Consider the following 22,601-nt stretch of genomic DNA (forward strand, 5'->3'; position numbering starts at 1 on the left):
ATCAGCTTTTATCATTAACGGTTTGTTTTTTTAATGCTCAATCAAAACCAAACACCCTTATTAGATGCCTTAAAAGCCAATGCAGCAAGACTCCATGCACCTTTTTACACCCCAGGACATAAACAAGGTGAGGGAATTTCTCAATCCTTGGCTGACTTATTTGGTAAAGCCGTCTTTCGTGCTGATTTAACCGAATTAGCAGATTTAGATAATCTCTTTGCACCCCAAGGCGTTATTCGAGAAGCACAACAACTAGCGGCTGAGGCGTTCGGCGCTTCACAAACATGGTTCCTTGTCAATGGTTCTACCTGTGGGATTGAAGCAGCAATTCTCGCTACCTGTAGCACAGGCGATAAAATTATTTTGCCTCGCAATGTGCATTCATCTGCGATCGCTGGTTTAATTCTCTCCGGTGCAATACCTATTTTTCTCAATCCTGAATACGATCCAGTTTTAGATATTGCCCACAGCATCACGCCTAATGCTATAGAATTTGCACTCCAACAACATCCAGACGCTAAAGCAGTGTTGACAGTTTACCCAACATATTACGGCGTTTGTGGAGATTTGAGTGCGATCGCCAACATCACACATCAATACAATATTCCTCTAATCGTAGATGAAGCACACGGCGCCCACTTTGCCTTTCATCCCGAATTACCCACTCCAGCCTTAGCCGCAGATGCCGATTTAACTGTACAATCTATCCACAAAGTACTTGGTGCAATGACACAAGCATCAATGCTGCACATTCAAGGTAATAGGATAGATGGCGATCGCATCAGTAAAGCTTTGCAACTTCTACAGTCCACCAGTCCTAGTTATTTACTTTTAGCTTCCTTAGATGCAGGGCGTCAGCAAATGGCACTCCACGGAAAAATGCTGATGTCTCGCACTTTGCAACTTGCTGATCAAGCTAGAACAAAAATCAGTCAAATTCCTGGATTATCTGTCTTAGAGATTCCTAGCCCCCCTTATCAAGGGGGGTTGGGGGGATCTTCCGGCTTTATGGCTTTAGACAAAACGCGATTAACTGTGACTGTTTCTGGTTTAGGCTTAACCGGATTTGCGGCAGATGAAATTCTCAATGAAAAATTTGCTGTCACTGCCGAATTCGCCTCACTGCAACATCTCACCTTTATTATTAGTTTGGGCAACACCCCAGCCGATATTAAGCAATTAGTCCAAGGTTTCACTACCCTTGCTAAAGAATATCGTCAAACCAACTTGACTTTAAAGAGCCAAACTTGGGATAATATAGTCAGTACTGTGAGCCATACTTTACATTTTTCTCCGCGTGAAGCCTTTTTTGCTGTCAGTGAAACATTACCCTTAGCAGAAACAAGCGATCGCATTTGTGCCGAAATAGTCTGTCCCTATCCCCCAGGAATTCCCATGTTAATGCCGGGAGAAGTCATCACAAAACTTGTTCTTGACTATCTGCAACAAATTCAGGCGATGGGAGGATTTATTAGCGGTTGTGCTGATACTACTTTACGCACCATCAAGGTAGTAAAAGAAGGACTTATATGGTAAATTTAACAAGAATAATTTGAGGGAATTGCTCAGAATGGTTGTTCGTTTGTAAAATTTACCTGAAGAATACTCTATTAAAAATAAATTTAAATCAATGAAGATAAAATTTTGCTTCATAGTAACAGTTGTACTTTCGCTGGTAATGACCTTTGATAGAGCCGCTTTTGCTCAAACTACAACTAATACTATTGCACCAATTAGTAACGCTGAAGAAATAGATAAAACTAATAATATCAAGAAATTGTTAGAGATAAGTGTTACGAAAAATCTTTTTCGATCCTTGATTACTCAATTATCAAATGAATTCAAGTCCGAATACCCTCAAGTTCCTCAAAAATTTTGGGAGACTTTTGCAGCTGAACTAAATCCAGATGATCTGATAAAGGAGATGATTCCTATTTATAATAAATACTTCACTAATGAAGAAATAAAACAACTCATTGCATTTTATCAAACACCTGTAGGACAAAAAACACTTAACCCGCAAATTTTGCAAGAAGCTACTTCTATTGGTATAAGATATGGAAAAGAAGTAGCCCAAAGAGCCTTAAACAAATTGGAAGCAGAAGGATATATGCGCCCTAGTAAATAAAGCAGTGTCTAATGTTAACTTGAATTTAGAAATGGGTAATTTTTAGGTTCTGCTCAATTACTAATCCTGTCAATAAGAAGCAAAGGGGCAAAGGAGAAAGATTATTTTTGCTCTACTGCTCTCGGTGTACCTATTTTAACTTGCTTGATAAAGCAACTTTAAACCCAGATCAACTTTGCTCCCTACCTTATACAATAAAGATAGACTTTATTGAGATTTGTATAGTTGGGGATAAGCTGTCATGGCTCCCGCCGTTTTAATTCAAAATCTGCAAAAACGCTACGGTACAGTTGTCGCCGTCCAAGATGTTTCCTTTCAGGTAGAATCAGGAGAAATCTTTGGTTTACTTGGCCCCAACGGTGCTGGGAAAACTACTACCTTGCGTGCCTTGTGTACACTTACCACACCGGATGCTGGCAAAATCGAAGTATCTGGCATCTCTGTGTTAGACAATCCGAGAGTGGCAAGACAACGACTAGGCTATGTTGCTCAGGAAGTTGCTATAGATAAGGTGCTGACTGGAAGAGAACTGCTGCAATTGCAAGCAGCACTTTATCACCTCCCAGGCGCAGTAGCCAAACAGCGCATTGAGACGGTATTAGATTTACTCGGTTTGCAAGAATACGCCAATAAAAAAACAGGAACCTACTCTGGCGGTTTACGCAAGCGCCTAGACTTGGCTGCTGGGTTGCTCCATGCACCGGATGTTCTGGTATTAGATGAGCCAACTGCGGGACTTGACATAGAAACCCGTTTTGTGGTATGGGATTTCCTACGTAAATTACGTGCCTCTGGAACGACGGTAGTAATTACCAGCCATTACCTAGAAGAAATTGACGCCCTAGCCGATCGCGTGGCAATTATAGATCGGGGCGTTGTGATTGCCTCTGGCACACCTTCACAATTGAAAGATCAAGTCGGGGGCGATCGCATCACCTTGCGAATCCGCGAGTTTTCCCCCATTCAGGAAGCAGAAATTGCCAAAAACCTCTTGCAACCTTTGCCGTTTGTGCAAGAAGTGATTATCAACAGCGCTCAAGGTAATTCCCTCAACTTGGTGGTGACACCTCAGAATGATGTTCTGATTAACATACAGCAAGCGCTAAATACCGCTGGCTTACCCATTTTTGGCATCGCCCAATCTCGCCCCAGTCTCGATGATGTTTACCTCGCCGCCACAGGACGCACCTTGTTGGATGCAGAACTCGCAGCCGTTGCCACTCGCGATCCCAAGGCTGAGAAAAAGCAGAATATGAGATAGGGGCAGGGGGAGCAGGGAGCAGGGAGCAGGGAGCAGGGAGCAGGGAGCAGGGGGAGAAGAGTTTTCCCCTCTGCCCCCTGCACCCCGCCCCTCTGCCTCTTTCCAACCCCCAATTCTCAATCTAAAATTCAAAATCCAAAATCCAAAATTGCTATGAGTGTTACTCCTAAATCTGATATTAATTGGCAGCCCCTAGCATCGCCGCAAGCAGATGCGAATGCTGCACCTAACTTTTTCGGTGAATTGGTACAAGAGACGTTGGCTTTAACTCGTCGCTTGTTTATTCAGTTGCAACGCCGTCCCTCCACATTGGTTGCTGGAATTATTCAGCCAGTAATGTGGTTATTGCTATTTGGTGCTTTGTTCCAAAATGCTCCCAAAGGTATATTTGGCAATACAACAACAAATTACGGACAATTTTTGGCTGCCGGCATAATTGTGTTTACAGCCTTTGCCGGAGCGCTGAATGCTGGTTTGCCAGTAATGTTTGACCGCGAGTTCGGCTTTTTGAATCGTTTGCTGGTGGCACCGTTAGCATCAAGGTTTTCCATTGTCTTTGCTTCGGCAATCTTCATCATCAGCCAAAGTTTGCTGCAAGCAGCGGTGATTGTAGCGGCGGCGGCGTTCTTGGGGGCTGGACTACCAGATGCAGCGGGTTTAAGTGCGATCGCTCTAATTGTCTTCCTCTTAGCTTTGGGCGTGACAGCCATCTCCCTTGGTTTAGCTTTTGCTCTACCCGGACATATTGAATTGATTGCAGTGATTTTCGTTACTAACCTGCCATTATTGTTTGCTAGTACTGCTTTGGCTCCTCTATCCTTCATGCCTCAGTGGTTGCAGGTTGTGGCTACCCTGAATCCTCTCAGCTATGCGATCGAACCAATTCGCTATCTCTATCTCCACAGTAATTGGGGACTAGGTAGTGTAGTAATGCAGGCTCCTTGGGGTGATGTTACCTTTGGGGGGGCGTTGCTGGTGTTGTTTGGTTTTGCCCTAGTCGCCTTAGTGAGTATTCAGCCCCAACTGCGTCGGACTCTTGCTTAAGATAAAATAGAGAAATTTTAGGGTCAAAATCCCATGAAAAAACCATTTTTACAAATTACTAGACTCTTTGTAGCTACGGCGGCAGGAATTAGCTTTGCTTCCTTACTCATAGCTCAACCCAGTTCGGCTCAAATCAGTAGCCCAACAGATGCTTTTCCCAGTAATAGTACAACAGACCAAAATACCGATCCGTTCTCCCGTTCAAACTCAGACAATTTCAACATGTTTGACCTGATTCATCGGGCAAATTTTGGGACTCTCAACTGGGATTCTAACCAACAGAACGACCAACTAAACTCAGCAGCAGCAGCTTTTAAAGCAAGGCAACGAAAATTAATTCAAGGTGAACAACTGCAACCAACTCCCAGTTTGCCATCGGTTACACCATCAGTGGTTACACCACGCTCAATTACACCACCATCAGGTAACTGAATTCAAACAAAGAACCCCAAGCCTCTAGGGCTTGGGGCTGAGACTATTTAAAAAATCCTTGGTTATCAGGTAAAAACTACAGCCCAAGTGCAGCTAAAATATCGCTAGCATGGCTAGTGGTATTTACATTAGCGTCAACATGGGTAATTTTGCCGCTAGGGTCAATTACGTAGGTGACGCGCTTGGCATAACCGCCGCCATCCACATCGAAAGCTTTGATGAGGGATTTGTCGCTGTCAGCCAGTAGGGGAAAATTCAAATTATATTTTTGGGTGAATGCCTGATGGGAAACTTCATCATCTGCACTGACTCCCAAGATTACAACATCTTTGCCTTGATATTGAGACTGGGCATCCCGAAAACTACAGGCTTGTTTGGTGCAGCCTGGCGTGTCATCTTTGGGGTAAAAATATAAAACGACCGTCTTGCCGACGAAATCAGATGACGAGACTGTGTTGCCGTTTGTATCTTTGGCGGTAAATGCAGGTGCATCCGTACCAACTGCTAGAGGCATAATTAACCTTTCCTGTTTCAGATTGTTGATGCACTTGAAATTTTACATTAATTTATAATGATTAAATATAATTACTAAAAAATAGCATAGTTATACTTGAGGTCACTAATTTTGGTTAAATCAGGTAGCTGGTACAAGAAAAAATATATTCTTAAATTAATCTTTCTTAGAATAAAAATTTCTACCCATACACAATGCCTGCTGTTGATTCCCAAAACCCAAATATCTTTGTCTATCCTCGGAGCACAGTAGAAAGAGCCGAGCGATCGCTAGTCTGTTCACCCTTTAATCTATCTTTATTTGAAGTGATGGGACACCAAAGTGTGTCAGTAACTGCGATCGCCCTGGAAAATGGACTCAAGCAGGGCTATACTAAGCGCCCTTTGTCAGAATTAGCCTGTGACGATGCCTTAGGCTGGTTGATCCAAGTAGGTGTATTGCGGCGAGAAGTCGATGGTCAGGGAATTACGGATAGTTTTCGCCTCACTCCCTTGGGACGCCAGTTAGTAGAACAATACCAAGGAAAAAATTGGCGGACTCCTTCATGGCGCGATCATTTATCCGATGCTGTGATTCGTTGGTTACGGATACCTTTTTAGAATAAAAAACCAAAGAGTTAGGATTAGGGAATCAAAGGGAACAATATATACGGAAACATCACATCTATTCATGAAGTCTTTACCATAATCATCTAATTGAATTTTGTGATCGTGCTGGTAGGGAGTAAAAAAGGGAGACAGAGAGAGGAAGAAACGGTCTGACGCGGAGAAATTATCAAATCCTCTCTCCGTGTCCGCGTTTTCCCGTGTCTTTCTTGCCTCCTAAAATTTCACCCTGTATCTTGAAAAACTAAGTGATAGCAACTATGAAATCAATTATGGTGGTGGGGACAACATCCCATGCAGGGAAATCACTTTTAACTACAGCTATTTGTCGCATTCTGTCGCGGCGTGGCTGGCGGGTGGCTCCCTTTAAAGGTCAAAATATGGCTTTAAATGCTTATGTCACTGCCAATGGTGGAGAAATTGGCTATGCCCAAGCAGTGCAAGCTTGGGCTGCGGGAGTCGTGCCTTGGGTAGAAATGAACCCAATTTTACTCAAACCCCAAGGGGATATGACTTCCCAAGTAATTATCAAAGGTAGGTCTGTGGGTAAAGTGAGTGCCTCAGATTACTACGAGCAATATTTTGACCTGGGCTGGCGGACAATTGAAGAATCGCTACAGCATTTAGGAACAGAATTTGACTTGCTAGTTTGTGAAGGTGCCGGTAGTCCAGCGGAGATTAACCTCAAGCACCGCGACTTAACTAATATGCGGGTGGCAAAATATTTGAATGCGCCGACGATGTTAGTGGTTGATATTGATCGGGGTGGTGCTTTTGCCCATGTCGTTGGAACCTTAGAGTTATTGGAACCAGATGAACGCGCCTTAATTAAGGGTGTAGTAATTAATAAGTTCCGAGGACAGCGATCGCTCTTAGATCCGGGAATAAAATGGTTAGAAGAACGTACAGGTATCCCCGTTATCGGTGTTATACCTTACTTACAAGAAGTGTTTCCAGCGGAGGACTCCCTTGATTTGCTGGAACGGGAATCGCATAAAGCCCAAGCTGACCTCAACATTGCCGTCATCCGCTTACCCAGAATTGCCAATTTCACCGACTTTGACCCACTGGAATCAGAAAGCACAGTTTCAGTAAAATACTTAAGTCCTAAGCAAGATTTAGGACATCCTGATGCCGTTATTATTCCAGGGACAAAAACTACAATTGCTGATTTGCTACTGCTGCAAAAGAGCGGTATGGCAGAAGCTATCCAACACTATGCTGCCTCTGGAGGAACGGTTTTAGGTATCTGCGGCGGCTATCAAATGCTCGGTCAAATCATCGCCGATCCAGAAGGGATAGAGGGACAAGCTGGCAGATTTCAAGGGTTAAATCTTTTACCAATCAGAACTGTAATTACAGGACAAAAAATTGCTCGCCAGCGCCAAGTTAGCTCAAATTATCCGCAACAGGGCTTGCCAGTCACTGGCTTTGAAATCCACCAAGGGCGATCGCGCATCGAACAGCAAGGAATAGATCCCCAATCCTACCATGCCCTATTTGACGATATTAATTTAGGGTTAGTGGATAGTTGTCAATCAGTCTGGGGTAGTTATCTCCACGGACTTTTTGACAATGGCCCTTGGCGACGGGCTTGGTTAAATCGCCTCCGTCAACAGCGGGGTTTAAAATCTTTGCCCACCGGTGTTGCTAACTATCGGGAACAGCGAGAGCAGATTTTGGATTTTTTAGCCACTCAAGTAGAAAGCCATTTAGACTTAAGTCTGTTTTTGTCTTAAGCTAAAGTGCATAAAAATCGCACATTTTTTCGTTCAAACTGTCATTGGTCATTAGTCATTTGTTTTTACAAAGGACTAATGACAAAGGACAACCCTTATGAGTCAATATTAAATTAAATGCGTAACATTGATGATTGTTCGTGTCCGCTTTTTACCAGATGATGTCACAGTAGATGCTGAGGTGGGAGAAGCCCTCTTAGATGTAGCAGACCGGGCTGGGGTATTTATTCCCACCGGTTGTCTCATAGGGTCTTGTCACGCTTGCACTGTCGAATTAGAGGATGGAGATATCATCCGTGCTTGTATCACCGCAGTACCGCCACGTGAGGAATTGACGATTAATTTATTTAGCGATCCAACTTGGTAATGTCGCCCCTGCTATTGAGAAGGACTGATATGCTATGCGGATATTAATTGTGCTATCGTAAATAGAGTAAATTATGAGTTACGTAACGCATAATATCTACCATTACTAATTTTATGTCTCCGTCAGACAAATATCCCAAGTTTAAAGATAAAAGGACGGAGCGATTTGCTTTAGGTGAGAGAGTAAAAGAGTTTCAGGCTTTTACAGATCAAGCATATAAACGACTTGATATATTAGAAGCCGCTACTAACAAAGAATCTCTTATGAAACTACCGAGCAACCATTTTGAATCTTTAGAGGGTGATCGAAAAGGTCAATATAGCATTCGGATAAATAAGCAATGGCGAATTTGTTTCAATTGGCCAGACGAAGAATCTAAACCTTTCAACATCGAAATTACAGATTATCATTCTTAAAGGAGAAAAACATGGCACGGCCACCCATCCATCCTGGAAAAATTCTTGCTGATGAGCTTCATGAATTGCAAATGAGCGCAAGTGAGTTAGCACGTATTCTTCATGTACCAACAAATCGTATTACTGAAATAATTAATGGTGAACGGGCAATTACTGCTGATACAGCATTACGATTAGGGCAATGGTTTGGTACTGGTGCTGAGTTATGGATGAATTTACAAAAGAATTATGAACTTAGACTAGCTAAAGAAAAAATGGGTGAAGAAATTCAGGCAACTATTTCTCCCCGGATATTACCTGAGTTAAAACAAGTCAAGGCATAAAAAAATCGGAGATTCGATTTTTTTGGATAGATAGCAAAAAAATTTGACACATTGTTTATTACTGTGGCGATCGCATCTGTTGAGAAAATTAATGCCAAAGAAAGTTAGGGATCTGAAGCAAATGCTTCGTCAACATGAATAAACTCAAGTACCAAATGATAATTCAGTGGTCGGAGGAAGATGATTGCTTCTTAGTAGGATTCCCTGATTTTCCAGGACAACGCTGGCGGACTCATGCGGATACTTACGAGTTGGCTGTGGCAAATGGAATTGAAGCCTTAGAGTCTTTAGTTATTGCCTACGAAGCTGTCGGTGATCCACTTCCAGAACCATCTTATGAGGCTGGATTATAAAAAATCGAGCTACCAAAAAGACTTTCAGGAAAAAGATAGACCAAATTCACAGTTTCTATATCGCCATTATCAAACTGAACATCAACGTCATGAGATAAACTCTCTTTCAGAATTGTTCCAATCCTACCGGATGGAAAAATTCTGCATTTACCACCAATATAAAAATCGTAAGTTCCTGTATCAGTTTTAGAGCAAGGTACTCCTTTAGAAAAAAGTGTCTTTATACCGGATTCATCAATGTACTTCAAACTAATGTGACGATGCATTTAATTCTCACTTGTTTTTACAATAAAGAAAATTTTAACATTTTCTAATAAGTGTCATAGTCTAAACAAGATTTTTGTATATTAAACTTAATCCCTAACGAGCAATAGAGATGTGCAATCGCACCTCCTCCAACCCTTAAAAAATCCATATTTCCCCATCAGACAGCAAGAAACTTTTAAAGTTTGTTTCCTACTGCCTGTTTTTGGTATCTATATCAATTAGCTTTAACATTCAGCGCGTATTCTTTAAACCTTTCCAAATCAGCTTGAATTGTCGATTCAACTATCCGCCCCAAAAACAAGTTATCCATAATTTTGCCAATAATGCCGGGGATGGCGTAGGAAATGGTCATTTTGACAATGCTACTATTGTTGCGATCGTAAAAGCGAATCGCTCCCTGATTGGGCAAACCATCAATCGATTCCCATTGGATAATTTGGTTGGGAATAACTTTGAGAATTCGGGATTTCCAATTAAATTCTAGACTGCCCGTTTTTAATTTCCAAAGAGATATATCTGGATTATCTGGCGGAATTTTCACCGAATCAATCCACTTCATCCACCGGGGCATTTGCTCCAAATCAGACCAGAGGCTCCATACTAAATCTATGGGAACTTCTACTTCTACCTGTACAGTATGCTCTAACCAATCTGACATTCTCTTTTCTTCCTTTGCGTCCTTTGCGCCCTTTGCGGTTAGTTATCTCTTCAAACTTTCCAAAATCACTTTTGCCGCCCGCCGTCCAGAAATAGTCGCACCTTCCATGCTGTCGATGTAATCTTGCTGAGTATAACTCCCTGCAAGGAAGAAATTATCTACTGGTGTTTTTTGGTTAGGACGGTACGCGTCCATCCCTGGCGCTTCTCGGTAGAGAGACTGGGCAAGTTTTACCACACTGTACCAAGTCATATTTAGCTCCCGCGACGAGGGAAACAGTTCATGCACTTGCTTGAGGACATGCTGCGCGATCGCTTCATTACTTTGGGCAATAAACGGATCTCCCGGTGTCAGCACCAGCTGCAACAATGACCCCTGTCCTGGGCGATAATAATCAGCAGGGCTAGTCAACGCCAAATCAGCAAAACAAGAAAAATCAGCATCGGCTGTGTAAAGTAAATTATCTATTCCAGCCGCATGATTTAGCTGTTTACGTTGCTCTCCATCACTCAGTTCCGTTACCCAACCATCGAAGCGTAACTGCACTGTAGCCACTGGCACTGCATCCAGTTTGTAAATATTGTCAAATTCTGACCACTTACGCCACTCGTGGGGTAGGATGCGTTGAATTCCTGGAACATCACAGGCAAAAACGTAAGCATCAGCAGTGATAGTTTCTACTGTATCACCTTGGGCAACTACTATACCAGTGACGCGGGTTTGTTCGTCTGATGTAAACTGAATTTCTCGAACTTGCCGACGCGTGTAAACTTTGGTGCCTCTAACTTGCAGATATTCCAGAATTGGCTTGTGTAAATACTCATGGGGAGAACCCTCCAGCATTCGCAAAACTGAAGCTTCAGTTCTGGCAGCAAATAGCTGGAATATCGTTAACATACAACGGGCAGACATATTTTCGCAATCAATAAATCCCAGAGCGTAGGCGATGGGGTTCCACATACGCTTGATGCTGCCATTACTTCCACCATGACTGCGGAACCAATCGGCAAAGCTAATTTTATCTAATTTGCGGATGGTTTTCATCGCCCCTTTAAAGTCTACCAATCCGCGAACTATGGGACTAGTACCCAAAGCGATCGCATTTTGCAATTTATCCTGCAACGATAGTTGGGAAGTAGTGAAAAAGGCCTTTAAGCCATTGAAAGGCGCACCTGTAAGGAAACGAAAATCTAAAGCACCAGTCTGGCCCCCTTTGTTAATGAAAGTGTGGGTATGTTCCTTGAGCCGTAAGTTTTCTAACACCCCCACTTTCTTCATCAAGTCAAATAGTTCGTAGTAGCACCCGAAAAATACGTGCAACCCCATTTCTAGATGGTTGCCATCTCCATCAACCCAACTGCCAACTTTACCACCCACAAACGGACGAGACTCAAAAATCTCTACTTCACAACCAGCATCCGCTAGATCTACTGCGGTTGCTAGCCCAGCCAGTCCCGCACCTACGATTGCAACGCGCATTCCGTCGTTCCTTTTCAGTTTCTTTACAGATTGTAACTGGGTTGGTGTCGGAATTTACTACTTAATATCAACTCCACCACCATATCTGGGCATAAGTCGATACTAGAACTTCTTTGATCACTCCTTTTAGCCCCGGCAATTGACCAGACGCGAGAAAAACGCGTCTGTATCACTTAGACAAACTCTTGTCCATTCCGGCGGACTCAAAAAAGTATTATAGCTATTTTTTTGGTGGCAAAGCAGTTATCTGGATCAGTCGTGAAAGCATCTTCTTACCTATTTACATCTTTGCTGTCGTCGGAGACAGGCAAACTTCTAATCAGTTCACGAATCACGTCGGTTGCGGGTCTACCTGTTTGTTCGCAATATTTTTCTAGTTTTTCCGCTTCCTGTGTTGCGAGATTAACTGTTATACGTTTAACGGCCCATTTTTTATTTGTCATTATCATGCTATTTGCTGTATATTTTAGATCATTGAAAGAATCTAACTAAAGAAGAGACCGATAACATTATCAGAGTTTGTCTCAGGAAACAAGTAATACCATTAATATTAAAAATGTTCCTTTTGTCAAAGAAGTCATCATTTTCTAAATAAATCAAAAAACTACACTTTATTTGTTGCTATTGTGACAATCAAAAGAGCACATAGTTGCTTTGGAAGATAATAACCCTACTAACAGCATGAGTAAAGCCTGACAATGAAATTTGAGAAATTAATTTGAGACACCTACTGTTGACTCAATCAAGATTTCCAAAATTATTCTCCATTGAAAGCATTTGACCTTCTATCTTAACCAAGTTTGTCAAACCCGCTTGGAGAGAACATCTGGTATCACACCAGACAAGAAAGCTTCAGAATCCTTATGATGCTGAAACGCTGGCTTACAGGCGGGTTAGAGTGGTGTGTATAGATCGTGAATAATCACTTAGAAAGTAGGCAAATAAGCGATCGCTCTAGAACAAACACCCATCTGCACCCATTACTGGAACCAAGAAGTTAAGAGCTACTTGAACGGTTATAAATTTTGGCTTCCCTCGATCAAGCTGATTGCTTTTCCGTGCCAATATAGTAACCATATACTAGCCACAAAAAAGGGGACAAGACTCAGTTTTCTGGGTGTAAATAGCCCAGTTTTTTGGTAAATTTTAACAGCATTATCTGTAATTTCACACAGATGAATGCTCCGAGAACAGATATGATGTTAGTTGACTGTTGCCGATAATAGTATTTTAGTTTTGTTTTATGCTTTTACACTAACTCCCCGTAAAGATACGATGAAATTTTAGATGTGTTTTCTCTTCCCTCTAGCGATATAGTTTGTCTCAAACTCAGCAATTTTTTTCCCGTTCATAGTATTCATCTATTGGCAGGTTCTACTAATCATTTTTCGCCAATTACTGTACGAAAAATTCGACATTAAATATTTTTTATATCTAAAGTAAGATATAAATTACTGCCAATAAAGTTTATAGTTGCAACTATTTATTATTGACTAAGTATTTCCATAAAAATAATTGTATATTTCAATTTTTTTCGATTATGTGTTCATTATAGCGATTATTTATGCACTTTAAAGAATCTTCATTTAGCGACTAAATAAGCTCATTTTCATCCTTTATAAAAAAAATACAAAGAAAAAGATATCACCTAAGCTTTTGCTTAATGATATTGATACATAACAAGATGCTAAACTCAAAAACTTGTTAAAAAAACATTCTGATATATCAGTACGTCAGGTAGGTTTGATTAAACGGAACTTTACAGAGAAATTTTTAGCATATTGTACGGATTTATACTGATAAATATCCAAATGAAATGACTGGAAAAATAGGAAAATACAGATACTTCATGAAATTAAGGTAAAGTTAACTTCTAATCATTGGTTGCTTTTTGGCAATTGTTATACATACAGCAGAATTCAGAGAGAACTCTGAGCTAAACGAAAAACTGGAGCGGAGGTTTCCGACGCTCGTTGCGCGGCATCGTCTCCCCTTCGTGAGAGGCTAACGCTAACGCCTGCCGTAGGATGCCCAAAGGGCTGTAGGGAGAAGACAAAGGCTACCGCTGCGCTATCTGTAGACCCTTTGGGGTGAGTCAGCCCTGAAGGAGGGTTTCCCTCCATAGGGGACTGCGTAAGCTTGCTTACGAGCGTCACCCGATAGCGCAGCGGTAGCGAGTCAGACGATCCTACGTGGCTAACGCTTCTTCTCTACAAGACGCCCAAGAGATGCGTTCCGTACCCTGCAGGAACGCTGCGCGAACAGAATGACATTCCTGATTTTTTGACTTTTGCAAGAGGTCTAATATGGGAATCAAATACACATCAACTTAATTTTTCATAGACACAATTTGAGATTGAGGATTGCGGGAATTAGTGCAACTATTCAAATTTAAGTTGGGGCATCAGTTGGAGAGTACCAATACCTAAATCTTTAGGTGAAAGCGATCGCGCTTCAAACAAAGCCATCATGTCTCGTAACTGAGGATTGCCACGGGAAGCTCCCGTTAGTCCTTTGGCAATGATTAAACCACAGTAGCCCTTAGTATTTTTACACCGCTGGTTCCATTTTTTGCGGGCTTCTACATGAATAGGATCTTCATCTAAAAATTCACCAAATAGGAACAATTCGCCATTTTGAGTTTGCAATAAACCTAAATCGTAACGATCGCCATCGAAAGGGTCGGCACCTGGATTAAAGCAAATTGCTCTCAGTCCGTCTGCGGCTTCAATTCTTTCAATTACAGTCTTAGCCTTGGGCCGGGAAGTTTGAATTAAAATCACCGGCAAACCGTCACCCACTTGTTTTATTTCACCAGCCTTATGGTAGCTGACCCCCTTCTGGAGGTACTCCAACATTTCCCAGGACACCACACCTAAGCTGAGGAAGGAATCTTCTGGTATCAAGTCATCTTGCAATGATTGGAACCTTGGGGAGCCAAGGTTGTCAATCTCCTGATCATCAACACCAAAGCCTGCCATTTCCTCTAATTCTGCTGCTAACTGCGGCATGGTAGAAACTGTCACAGCCACAGATTTAGTTGATTCTTCCGACTGCGGCAGAGAAATGCGATAGCGACGGCTGAGGGTAGGGAAGGTTTCCTCATGAAGGTGGCGACGGTGATCGCGAATAAAGCGGCTCAGGCTTTCAATCGCAACAAATATTACTAGTGCTTCTTCGTCATACAAAACAGACCGCAGTCCTTCTAAGGGGTGGATATTACCGAAGGTGGGGTCAATTTCTGATACTGGCAGATCCGCCAAATCACCCGCTTCATCCTCATCTTCATCGGTTTCATCAGCACTTTCAAAAGTAAGAAACAGGCAATCTTGCTTGAGGAACGCTTCTTCTAGATGCTCCGTTGATTCTTCATCTTTTAAAACTGCGGCGCGAAACTGTTTTAAAGACTCTTCTGAGCGATAAAACAAAATCCCATACTCCATTCCCAGCATTCCCATAATTGAGGCGTAGAGTGTGCCAACATCCCACTTATTAATCTCGATTGACAAAATTTGTTGTTCTTCCAAAAATTCCCAAGGTGCTGCTTGCCAAATTGCAAATGCTTTCTCTCGCAAGATTTGTGCATATTGTGGGGGTAAGTCGGGCGTTTGACTATCGAGGATGTCCGCAAATCCACGAAATAGTTCGTCAATTAAAGGCAGTTCTGGTGCGTAGTCAATGGCGATATCCAAATCTTGCAGCACCCCCCGCAGGTAAAATTGGATCTCGCGGTCTTTGACTACAATTCTTTGGGGTCTGGCAGGTCTTGCCGGACTGTGGGGATGCTCCATTGCTCGCATTAAAGTGCGAACTATTGCTTCTGGACCGATATCTGAAGCTACCACGTCCATTCCTCGAACCATACCTTGGGAGAAATCTACCCAAAGAATGCATTCTCCCTTTTCCTCGGAGTCTGAGTGCTGGTTTGGTGATGATAACGGACGGCGATCGCCCTCCCATACAGAAGGAATTTGAGTTAATTTCTTCAACCGACGACTGGTAGAGCGATTAAAACTTGTCATAGAGTAAGTTAATCAAAAGAAGCAATTTGGAAGTAAACTTTGGGGGATAGCTAGCCTCGGATTAAATTTTTATGGCTGCACCTGAAGGGTGGTTGCTTCTCAGGCTGCCGCAAGGCTTGAATTTCAAAAATACCGAATCTATAAACACACTGAGTCTCTCAATTCTAGAATAGAAATCTTTGGCTGCTTTTGACGGAGTGTTTACAATTTGGCATCTAGCAACATCTAAGCCGCTAGAATGAATACAAAAACACCAAGGGCAAGCCACAGGCATTAACAAGCCGATACAAGGTAACGCTAAGACTAATTAAGGAGTTTAAAAAGCAGATGACACAAGCAATTCAGGCTCAACAACGCGGAATTCTGTTGAGCGAAGCCGCATTGCACCAGGTAAAATCCCTCCGGGACAGACAAGGCACAGACTTATGCTTACGGGTAGGAGTACGTCAGGGTGGCTGTTCTGGGATGTCTTACATGATGGACTTTGAAGACAGCAGTAAGATCACCCCTCAGGATGAAGTTTTTGATTATGATGGCTTCAAAATTGTCAGCGATCGCAAGAGTCTGTTATATCTCTACGGCTTAATGCTCGATTATAGCGATGCCATGATTGGCGGTGGCTTCCAATTTACTAACCCCAATGCCAACCAAACTTGCGGTTGCGGCAAGTCATTTGGGGTGTAATATTGTCATTTGTCATTTGTCCCTTGTCATTTGTCCCTTCTCATTTGCAGTTGCCTAATGACTAATGACCAATGACCCATGACCAATGACTAATGACTAATGACTAATGACTAATGACCAATGACTAATACAGTTGAATCCCTGTTTGATACAGGTTTAGAACGCTATAAAGCTGGAGAAAGAGTAGATTCTTTAATCCCTGTGTTTAAAGAAGTGTGCGATCGCGCTCCCAAAACTAGTGCTGCTTGGATTTGTTTGGCGTGGTTATATCTACTCGATAACAAACCCAATTTAGCTTACAAAGCTGCACAGAAGGCAGTTAAGTTAAACCCACAAGATCCACAGGCCAGAGTAAATCTCGCCTTAGCAATGCTGGAAACAGGTCAAAAAGGTTTGCGGGAACACATTGATATAGCACAACAGTTAATTTTTGTTAACGAAGAATGGAGTGATGAAATAAAAAATAGTATTGAAGACGGTTTAAGTAGAAAACCAGATTGGCAGAGTTTGACAAAAGTTAAAAATTGGCTATTTGAAAAGTAGAGGATGGGGAGTGGGGAGTAGGGACTGAATTCTTCCCAATACCCAATCCCCAATACCCCATGCCCAATCCCCAATCCCTAATACCTAGTCCGATCATGAAAGATAAATTATTAAATTGGCTAAACAAGGCTTTAGTCGCAGATGTTTTTTTGGTTTTGTTTGGCTTTGGCTGGTTAGCGATCGCAGCGATCGGTGATGCGGCGGGACTAAACCTGGGTTTGGATTTGTGGCATCAACTGTGGCAACCCTTGTTTAACCCAGCAATTGGCATCCTCATGGGCGGTGCTATTCTCAGCGGTATTATCAGTTGGGTTTCCAGAAAATTTCTCTCTAGTCAATAGTCAAGGGACTGGGAAGTGGGGACTGGGGGCTGAATTCTTCCCAATAGCCAATCCCCAGTCCCTTTGAACTGTTAACTTTTGAGTCTATGTAAGAATTTGTGTTAATGCTGATTGCAAATTAGGATGTTTGTACTCAAAGCCTGTTTCCACAGTACGTTTCGGGATGACTTGCTGACCTTCTAAAACTACTATAGCCCCGTCTCCTAAAAGAGCTTCGATCGCAAAAGCAGGAACAGGCAACCAAGAGGGGCGATTCATCACTCGTCCCAAAGCTTGGCTTAAATCTGCCATCCGGACTGGGTTAGGGGCAGTGGCATTATATACGCCTTCTATTTCCGCTTTAGTTAAAGCTTGCAGAATCAGGTTAACTAAATCGTCTACGTGAATCCATGAGAACCACTGCCGGCCACTGCCAATGGGGCCACCGGCAAAGAGTTTAAAAGGCGGAATCATTTTACCTAAAGCACCGCCATTGCCCAAAACAATCCCAAAACGCAGAATTACCAACCGTACACCAGCATCTTTTACCTTTCTCGCCTCTGCTTCCCAGGCTTGGCAGACTTGGGCGAGAAAATCGTTACCAGATAGGCTTGTTTCATCAAAGGTTGCCGTTTCACTGGTGCCGTAGTAGCCAATAGCCGAAGCGTTAATTAACACGCTAGGGAGGCAGCGCGTTGCGGGGGTTCCCACGCCACTCCCCCCAACGGAGGGAACCTCCGCAAGGGGGTGGTTCCCCGTTGTAGCGACTGCCGTTTTGGGGTTAGCGCTGACTATTGCTTCAACTATTTTTTGTGTACCTAACTTTCGGCTATTGAGGATTTCTTGTTTGCGTTCTGGTGTCCAGCGTCCTTCACCAATGGGTTCTCCTGCCAAATTAACTACGGCATCACAACTAGCGATGACACTTTGCCAAGAACCAGAAGCATTTGGTGTATAGGCAACAATTTCTAGATTGGGGTAAGCCTCAGATGGAAAAACCTTTTGAGCAAAGGCAGTGTTCCGAGTTAATACTACTATTTTATCACCTTTTCCGTGGAGTCGTTGTATCAAACGACTACCTACAAATCCTGTTGCTCCAGTAATTGCGACTTTCATTTTCTACCTCAGCCAAACCTTTATTGTAAAGTTTTTGATCAAACTTTCAGCTTACCAAAGAGGGCAGAGAGCAGGAGGAAGAAAATATATTTTGCTCTCTGTTGAAAAGTGACGTTCCTGCGGACACTCGTTCCAACGCTTGATTACTCGTTGGCATAACCCAAGGTAGAGAAGAGGCTGCGCTAACAAATCGCCGATTTTCGGCACAAGAGACGCCAGTTGCTTCTCCCTACAGCCCTTCTCAAGACAGGAGACGCTGTTCGCGTTCCGGCATCCTACGGCAGGCGCTAGCCTCTCACGAATGGGAGAAGGGGAGACGCGCTTAGGACAAGTCGGGAAACTGCAAGGTAGCACTGGCTCGATTTTTCGCTTTGTCACAGGGTTTAAATACCTAAATTTATTTATTGAATTGGGTAAAAGGATTTTGTTCAAGACGCAAAGTGCCAGACAAAAGGTGCCCTTGTTAGAAAAATACGAATTTATTTATGGGGTTTCCTTCCTGCCTGATGGCACTCTTGAGTTTATACAATATTTCATCAGTGGTTTCCCTTCTGCCTTCTACCTTCTCATGGCACTTTCTTTGTGGATAGAACAGATGTGACTGTATATCTTGGTAATACCTGATCTCAAAACTCAAAAACTTTGCTTTTTAATGACTTTCCGTTTAGATGCTTCGGTATTATACGATGGACGGAGTGTTGCAAGGCGTGGGGCTATTATGGCTCGCTATACCTGTTCATTTATTGTTTCTGTTCCTAGTGAGCATCTCCAGGCGTTACTTGTGGAACTTCTACAGGACTGTCAGTTGGATATTCAATACCACACGGCCGAGTACATTATCGCTCGTGAGGTTCCCGGCAATGTTCATTTTGCTAAATTAGTTACCGTAGAAGTACTGATTGAAAAATCAAAATCTACTGAAACAGAAACCCGGATGAGTATTGTAATTAAAAATGAAGAACTACCACTCCAACTAGATAATTACTGCCGACAAATGTTTGAATTCATCAAGCAGGCTATTGAAAGTAGCCGCCATTGGCATTTGATTGAAAGTCTTGCAGGATAGCTTTGGTGATTGAATTGATACTCCCACGACTTCAAGCCGGGGGATTCTCAGACTGTTATTGGTAGTTATAATTCACTCTCCCAGATCCTCTAAATCCTCGGTCATACCGGGGTTTATTAGTGTAATGTCATACTCACTCGAATCCGTTTGTCCCAAACGCTGAGTGTTTCTTAAAAGGTAATAAATGGCACGTACTTGAGGGCCAAAAACGATCTCGTCTTCATTTTTTAGATCGTGAGCTGGTATCTTACGTCCATTAATCATCAAACCGTTGGAACTAGGCTTCCCTTTGGCATCGCCATCTACAATCCGGTAATAGTAGCTATGACTATTATGCTCTCGTGGCAATCTCACTAATGTGGCATGGCGGCGGGAGACAAACTGCGACATCAAACGGATATTACACTCACGGTCTCTACCAATAGAGTAGACGGGGTGCTCTAGAGAAAATTCTTTGCGACCTTGATCGTCTTCAATAATCAGTAGATGGTTTTCATTGGTTTCTGCTGCCATTGACAAATCGGTGGAACTGTGATTAATCAAGATTTGTTTAGTATTGTATCCGGCCATTCTCATGCACCATAAGTCTGTGGTGCTGATCTAAATAAGCTTTAAAATTGCATAATACCTTGAAAGAGTAGAACATGGCCGTTCTACTCCAGTAGCTATAATAGCTTTGGTAAGTGTCTCAAGAGGCTTTGTGGGCTGCGTAAAACCTGACGGGGCGACTCAGTTTAACTTGAGATGGGAATAACCAAGATTTGTGCTTGGAAATTTTACGTGCAAAAGAGTATTCTATGGGTGATGAGCTAACCGCCGTAATAATATTGAGTTTGTGACGACGCTAACAGAGCTAAAAGCCATTAATGCAGCAGCACCAGATGGGTTAAGGACAAAACCCAGACTGGGGAACAAAACACCAGCTGCTAAAGGAATGCCAACTGTATTATATGCAAAAGCCCAGAATAAATTTTGGCGGATTTTGTTGAAAGTGGCGCGACTAAGTTGAATAGATTCGACGACATCGTTTAAGCGATCGCGCATTAGGACAATTTCAGCAGTTTCCATTGCCACATCTGTCCCAGAGTGTAAAGCAATTCCTACATCTGCTTGGGATAAAGCTGGAGCATCGTTGATTCCATCTCCCACCATTGCGACTACGGAGTGGGGAGTTTTCTTTGTCCCCTTGTCTGCTTGTCCCCCTTGTCCCTTTGTCCCTTCTAACTGGAGAGACTGGATTGCAGCCGCTTTTTTCGCTGGGGGGACACCCGCTATGACATCAGCGCTGTCTAATCCTAGTTGTTTGGCTATGGCGCTAGCTGCTTCTGGACGATCGCCACTGAGTAGCATTACCCGTAAGCCCATCTGACGCAACTTGTCTACGGTGGATCGGGCATCTGGTCTGAGGGTATCAGAAACAGCAATTAACCCGGCTAAAGTTCCCCCAATTGCTACGCAAACGACTGTTTTCCCATCTGTTGCCAAATCCTGTGCTACCTGTTGTGCAGTTTCGCTAATCGAAATGCCGTGCCAACTCAACCACTCCCAGTTACCCAATAGTACAACTGTGCCCTCTACCACAGCAGACACCCCTAGTCCTGGTTCCGTGTGAAAGTCCACAGCCTCTGGAATAGATAACTGTTGCCGCTGTGCTTCTTGCTGAATCGCTTTTGCTAGAGGATGGTGAGTACCGCTTTCTACGGCTGCTGCTAATTGTATGAGGGAGTAGGGATTCTCACTACCCCTTTCTAAAATTAACAAGCAATCTGTAACGATGGGATTACCCGTGGTTAGAGTGCCGGTTTTATCAAAAACTACGGTGTCTAGCTGGTGTACTTTTTCCAAAACATCGCCGCCTTTGATTAACAGACCCCGTTCTGCACCCATAGCAGTCCCGACAAGAATGGCTGTTGGTGTGGCAAGTCCCAAAGCACAGGGACAGGCGACTACCATAACTGCGATCGCTAGTTTTAAGCTGATTAATAGGGGGGAGTGGGGAGTTGGGAGTGGGGAATGGTCAGCGTGGCTGATCATTTCCATACCACCAGACATGGTGATATCAGTCCAGATGTGAGTGCCGAAAAAGTACCAAAAGACAAATGTTAATACAGATGCTGTCAGCACCCCGTAGGTAAAGTAACCAGCTACTGTATCTGCTAATTTCTGTACTGGGGCTTTCCGAGTTTGGGCGGCTTCTACTAAAGCGACAATTTGAGCTAGAGTTGTATCACTTCCAGTCCGGGTTGCCTGAATAGCGATCGCTCCTGACTGGTTTAGCGTCCCTCCTGTCACCATATCTCCTGGTTGCTTGATTACTGGCACCGCTTCCCCAGTCAGCATTGACTCATCGACCGTTGTTTGACCAACCACCACTTCACCATCAACGGGGATTTTATCACCTGGCAGCACTTGTAACCATTCACCAACACGCACCTGTTCTGCAGGAATCTCTACACTAGAAGACCCGACTCCAACTTTTTCTGGGTTGGCAATCAATCGCGCTAAGAGTGGCTGGAGTGCTAGCAATTTCTTAAATGCGGCAGCGGCGCGACCTCTAGCTTGTTGCTCTAATGTCCTTCCCAAAAGAATAAAGCCTAGCATCATTACTGGTTCATCAAAGAAGCACTCCCAACCCATTTGGGGAAAGAGCAGCGCTACTAAACTAGCAATGTAGGCTGTTAGCGTTCCCAATCCCACCAGGGTGTTCATGTTAGGCGCATTTCGCCGCCAGCCCAGCCAGCCATCTACTAAAATCGGGCGACCGGGAATTAATAGCGCCACTGTCGCCAGTCCACAGTGGAACCAGATGTTATTCAGCACTGGCAGTACTGAGCTACCAAGATTACCAAAATGTCCACTTCCCGATAACACCAGCAACATCGCAGCAATCACCAACTGCCTAACAGAAGAGCGCATTTCTCGGCGTTGTCGTTCTGCTGGGTCTTGTAAGGTAGATATCTCGCCTGCTACTGTGCCACTAGCTTTTCGGGATTGAGTCGGGAATCCAACGGCTGTTAATCGCTGTGCCAGTGCATCTGCATCTACCGCACCAGTTTCTGACTCTACAACTGCTACCTCTGTGGCCAGGTTCACACAGGCACTCTTGACTCCTGGATGTTGAGTTAGCTGTCGCTCTACTGCGTTCACACACCCAGCACACTTCATGCCTCCAACATCTAGAATAATTTTCTCTAGGATTGGGTCAAGTTCTGGGGCTAGCTTAGTTTTCGGGACAAGTTGCATGGCAAGTGTTTAGATTCGCTA

The 22,601-nt window shown here is 43.3% G+C and carries 26 protein-coding genes; 16 read left to right on the forward strand and 10 right to left on the reverse strand.

The features are described 5' to 3' along the window. Positions 1-33: 33 nt before the first annotated feature. The 5 genes from V7K85_RS25215 (at position 34) to V7K85_RS25235 (ending at position 4,865) form a co-directional block, all read left to right on the forward strand. Positions 34-1,536, forward strand: coding sequence for an aminotransferase class I/II-fold pyridoxal phosphate-dependent enzyme (locus V7K85_RS25215; protein WP_334817660.1), 1,503 nt, complete (start codon positions 34-36; stop codon positions 1,534-1,536). Between the two features lie 94 nt (positions 1,537-1,630). Next, positions 1,631-2,128, forward strand: coding sequence for a DUF2059 domain-containing protein (locus V7K85_RS25220; RefSeq protein WP_334817661.1), 498 nt, complete (start codon positions 1,631-1,633; stop codon positions 2,126-2,128). Between the two features lie 241 nt (positions 2,129-2,369). Continuing rightward, a complete protein-coding gene (locus tag V7K85_RS25225) occupies positions 2,370-3,389 on the forward strand; it encodes an ABC transporter ATP-binding protein (protein WP_334817663.1) in 1,020 nt (339 codons plus the stop codon). Positions 3,390-3,542: 153 nt separating this feature from the next. Next, the gene (locus V7K85_RS25230) at positions 3,543-4,433 is read left to right on the forward strand and encodes an ABC transporter permease (protein ID WP_334817665.1); all 891 of its coding nucleotides are present in this window, start codon (positions 3,543-3,545) and stop codon (positions 4,431-4,433) included. Positions 4,434-4,466: 33 nt separating this feature from the next. After that, positions 4,467-4,865 (forward strand): hypothetical protein, encoded by a 399-nt coding sequence (locus V7K85_RS25235; RefSeq protein WP_334817668.1) that lies wholly within the window; start codon positions 4,467-4,469, stop codon positions 4,863-4,865. A 76-nt stretch (positions 4,866-4,941) separates the two neighbouring features. On the opposite strand, the gene V7K85_RS25240 is transcribed toward V7K85_RS25235, so the two are convergent. After that, entirely contained in the window at positions 4,942-5,379 is a 438-nt protein-coding gene (locus V7K85_RS25240; protein ID WP_334817670.1) for a peroxiredoxin, read from the reverse strand. Positions 5,380-5,573: 194 nt separating this feature from the next. Here V7K85_RS25240 and V7K85_RS25245 point away from each other — a divergent pair, with 194 nt between their 5' ends. From V7K85_RS25245 to V7K85_RS25270, 6 genes are all read left to right on the forward strand, one after another. Further along, positions 5,574-5,978, forward strand: a complete 405-nt coding sequence (locus V7K85_RS25245; protein ID WP_334817672.1) for an Npun_F0494 family protein — start codon at positions 5,574-5,576, stop codon at positions 5,976-5,978. A 266-nt stretch (positions 5,979-6,244) separates the two neighbouring features. Then, a complete protein-coding gene (gene cobQ, locus V7K85_RS25250) occupies positions 6,245-7,723 on the forward strand; it encodes a cobyric acid synthase CobQ (protein WP_334817674.1) in 1,479 nt (492 codons plus the stop codon). A gap of 130 nt (positions 7,724-7,853) precedes the next feature. Continuing rightward, positions 7,854-8,090, forward strand: a complete 237-nt coding sequence (locus V7K85_RS25255; protein WP_334817676.1) for a 2Fe-2S iron-sulfur cluster-binding protein — start codon at positions 7,854-7,856, stop codon at positions 8,088-8,090. Between the two features lie 113 nt (positions 8,091-8,203). Continuing rightward, positions 8,204-8,506: a type II toxin-antitoxin system RelE/ParE family toxin gene (locus tag V7K85_RS25260; RefSeq protein ID WP_334817678.1), complete on the forward strand. Its 303-nt coding sequence runs from the start codon at positions 8,204-8,206 to the stop codon at positions 8,504-8,506. A gap of 11 nt (positions 8,507-8,517) precedes the next feature. Continuing rightward, positions 8,518-8,829, forward strand: coding sequence for a HigA family addiction module antitoxin (locus V7K85_RS25265; RefSeq protein WP_334817680.1), 312 nt, complete (start codon positions 8,518-8,520; stop codon positions 8,827-8,829). Between the two features lie 134 nt (positions 8,830-8,963). Further along, entirely contained in the window at positions 8,964-9,182 is a 219-nt protein-coding gene (locus tag V7K85_RS25270; RefSeq protein WP_334817682.1) for a type II toxin-antitoxin system HicB family antitoxin, read from the forward strand. On the opposite strand, the gene V7K85_RS25275 is transcribed toward V7K85_RS25270, so the two are convergent. The 6 genes from V7K85_RS25275 to V7K85_RS25300 all read right to left on the reverse strand — a co-directional run bounded on the left by V7K85_RS25275 (position 9,164) and on the right by V7K85_RS25300 (position 15,608). Then, on the reverse strand, positions 9,164-9,448 hold the full coding sequence (locus tag V7K85_RS25275; protein WP_334817684.1) for a hypothetical protein: 285 nt from the start codon (positions 9,446-9,448) through the stop codon (positions 9,164-9,166). The two genes, V7K85_RS25270 and V7K85_RS25275, sit on opposite strands and share 19 nt — an antisense overlap. A 215-nt stretch (positions 9,449-9,663) precedes the next feature. Continuing rightward, entirely contained in the window at positions 9,664-10,107 is a 444-nt protein-coding gene (locus tag V7K85_RS25280) for an SRPBCC family protein (protein ID WP_334817686.1), read from the reverse strand. A 42-nt stretch (positions 10,108-10,149) separates the two neighbouring features. After that, the gene (zds, locus tag V7K85_RS25285; protein WP_334817688.1) at positions 10,150-11,586 is read right to left on the reverse strand and encodes a 9,9'-di-cis-zeta-carotene desaturase; all 1,437 of its coding nucleotides are present in this window, start codon (positions 11,584-11,586) and stop codon (positions 10,150-10,152) included. Between the two features lie 272 nt (positions 11,587-11,858). Next, entirely contained in the window at positions 11,859-12,035 is a 177-nt protein-coding gene (locus V7K85_RS25290) for a CopG family transcriptional regulator (protein WP_292760490.1), read from the reverse strand. A 1,470-nt stretch (positions 12,036-13,505) separates the two neighbouring features. Further along, on the reverse strand, positions 13,506-13,709 hold the full coding sequence (locus V7K85_RS25295) for a hypothetical protein (RefSeq protein ID WP_334817690.1): 204 nt from the start codon (positions 13,707-13,709) through the stop codon (positions 13,506-13,508). A 258-nt stretch (positions 13,710-13,967) separates the two neighbouring features. Next, positions 13,968-15,608 carry a DUF6930 domain-containing protein gene (locus tag V7K85_RS25300; protein ID WP_334817692.1) on the reverse strand — a complete coding sequence of 547 codons (1,641 nt, stop codon included), beginning with the start codon at positions 15,606-15,608 and terminating at the stop codon, positions 13,968-13,970. A 327-nt stretch (positions 15,609-15,935) separates the two neighbouring features. Between V7K85_RS25300 and V7K85_RS25305 the strand changes: the two genes are divergently transcribed. The 3 genes from V7K85_RS25305 (at position 15,936) to V7K85_RS25315 (ending at position 17,176) form a co-directional block, all read left to right on the forward strand. Next, positions 15,936-16,292, forward strand: a complete 357-nt coding sequence (locus V7K85_RS25305; protein WP_334817694.1) for an iron-sulfur cluster assembly accessory protein — start codon at positions 15,936-15,938, stop codon at positions 16,290-16,292. 120 nt (positions 16,293-16,412) lie between these two features. Beyond that, entirely contained in the window at positions 16,413-16,835 is a 423-nt protein-coding gene (locus V7K85_RS25310; protein WP_334817696.1) for a tetratricopeptide repeat protein, read from the forward strand. Between the two features lie 95 nt (positions 16,836-16,930). Further along, a complete protein-coding gene (locus tag V7K85_RS25315; protein ID WP_334817839.1) occupies positions 16,931-17,176 on the forward strand; it encodes a hypothetical protein in 246 nt (81 codons plus the stop codon). 84 nt (positions 17,177-17,260) lie between these two features. Here V7K85_RS25315 and V7K85_RS25320 read toward each other — a convergent pair whose 3' ends face one another. Beyond that, on the reverse strand, positions 17,261-18,271 hold the full coding sequence (locus V7K85_RS25320) for a TIGR01777 family oxidoreductase (protein ID WP_334817698.1): 1,011 nt from the start codon (positions 18,269-18,271) through the stop codon (positions 17,261-17,263). Between the two features lie 301 nt (positions 18,272-18,572). Here V7K85_RS25320 and V7K85_RS25325 point away from each other — a divergent pair, with 301 nt between their 5' ends. Further along, positions 18,573-18,872 carry a hypothetical protein gene (locus V7K85_RS25325; protein ID WP_334817700.1) on the forward strand — a complete coding sequence of 100 codons (300 nt, stop codon included), beginning with the start codon at positions 18,573-18,575 and terminating at the stop codon, positions 18,870-18,872. Between the two features lie 117 nt (positions 18,873-18,989). After that, complete coding sequence (locus V7K85_RS25330; RefSeq protein ID WP_334817842.1) at positions 18,990-19,337, forward strand: hypothetical protein; 348 nt, start codon at positions 18,990-18,992, stop codon at positions 19,335-19,337. A gap of 72 nt (positions 19,338-19,409) precedes the next feature. Here V7K85_RS25330 and V7K85_RS25335 read toward each other — a convergent pair whose 3' ends face one another. Beyond that, positions 19,410-19,907 carry an FHA domain-containing protein gene (locus V7K85_RS25335; RefSeq protein ID WP_334817844.1) on the reverse strand — a complete coding sequence of 166 codons (498 nt, stop codon included), beginning with the start codon at positions 19,905-19,907 and terminating at the stop codon, positions 19,410-19,412. Positions 19,908-20,132: 225 nt separating this feature from the next. Then, positions 20,133-22,580: a heavy metal translocating P-type ATPase gene (locus V7K85_RS25340; protein ID WP_334817702.1), complete on the reverse strand. Its 2,448-nt coding sequence runs from the start codon at positions 22,578-22,580 to the stop codon at positions 20,133-20,135. Positions 22,581-22,601: the final 21 nt, after the last annotated feature.

This window comes from Nostoc sp. (assembly GCF_036917615.1).
In the GTDB taxonomy this organism is placed as follows: domain Bacteria; phylum Cyanobacteriota; class Cyanobacteriia; order Cyanobacteriales; family Nostocaceae; genus Nostoc.